We start from the raw sequence: 1,001 nt of genomic DNA on the forward strand, positions 1-1,001 counted from the left end.
CGATCGGGTTTGCCTGTGCGAGAGAGGCTCTCTAGATCCTTTTTCATCTTGGTGGACGGAAGACGGAACAGGCTCTAGCTTTCATTTGAGCATGATCTCTAGGACAAACGAAAAACCGTTTGTCCGCAAAAACCGGTTTCCACTTTTTGGGATCATGCATTAGAAGCACCTGCCATGACCGAACGCATCGCCCTCTATGCCGGCTCCTTCGACCCGCTGACCAACGGCCATCTGGATGTGCTGAAGGCTTCGCTGGCCGTGGCCGACATCGTCTATGCGGCGATCGGCATCCATCCGGGCAAGCAGCCGCTGTTTTCCTTCGAGGAGCGGGTGAAGCTGATCGAGACGGCGGCGAAGGCGGAATTCGGCAGCGATGGTGCCCGTATCAAGGTCGTCGCCTTCGAGGGGCTGGTCATCGACGCCGCCAGGAAGCACGGCGCCTCGATCATGATCCGCGGCCTGCGCGACGGCACCGACCTCGACTATGAGATGCAGATGGCCGGCATGAACGAGACTATGGCACCTGAGTTGCAGACGGTTTTTCTGCCCGCCAGCCCGTCCGTGCGCACCATTACCGCCACACTTGTCCGCCAGATTGCCTCTATGGGAGGCAACATCCGCCCCTTCGTGCCGGCGGCGGTTGCCGGTGCGCTCACCGCCAAATTCGCGAAATAAGATTCCGGAGATAGATATGCAGCTGAAAAAGCTCGCCTCGTTCCTCGTTGTGCTTGCCGGCCTTGTGACCGCATCGGTCTCGGCCTTCGCCGCCGACCCGGAAAACACCATGGTCATCACGCTGAAGGACGGAGACGTCACCATTGCGCTTCGGCCCGATCTGGCGCCAAAGCATGTCGAGCAGATCAAGAAGCTGGTGCGCCAAGGCGCCTATGACAACGTCGCCTTCCACCGCGTCATAGACGGCTTCATGGCGCAGACCGGCGACGTCAAGTTCGGCAATATGAAAAAGGGTTTCAGCGCCGAGGCCGTCGGCACCGGCGGTT

The 1,001-nt window shown here is 59.7% G+C and carries 2 protein-coding genes; both read left to right on the forward strand.

Features of this window, described 5'->3' with window-relative positions:
* Positions 1 to 174: 174 nt before the first annotated feature.
* Positions 175 to 675, forward strand: coding sequence for a pantetheine-phosphate adenylyltransferase (gene coaD, locus EOA22_RS35045; RefSeq protein ID WP_063167940.1), 501 nt, complete (start codon positions 175 to 177; stop codon positions 673 to 675).
* Between the two features lie 16 nt (positions 676 to 691).
* Positions 692 to 1,001 (forward strand): peptidylprolyl isomerase (locus EOA22_RS35050; RefSeq protein ID WP_206521515.1); only part of this gene is annotated, 310 nt, incomplete at its 3' end.

The sequence above is a fragment of the Mesorhizobium sp. M7A.F.Ca.US.014.04.1.1 genome (assembly GCF_003998745.1).
Taxonomy (GTDB): Bacteria; Pseudomonadota; Alphaproteobacteria; order Rhizobiales; family Rhizobiaceae; genus Mesorhizobium; species Mesorhizobium ciceri.

Excerpts from the sequence above, each read along its gene's own strand:
- coaD (WP_063167940.1), top strand. The coding sequence starts at position 175 with ATGACCGAACGCATCGCCCTCTATGCCGGCTCCTTCGACCCGCTGACC.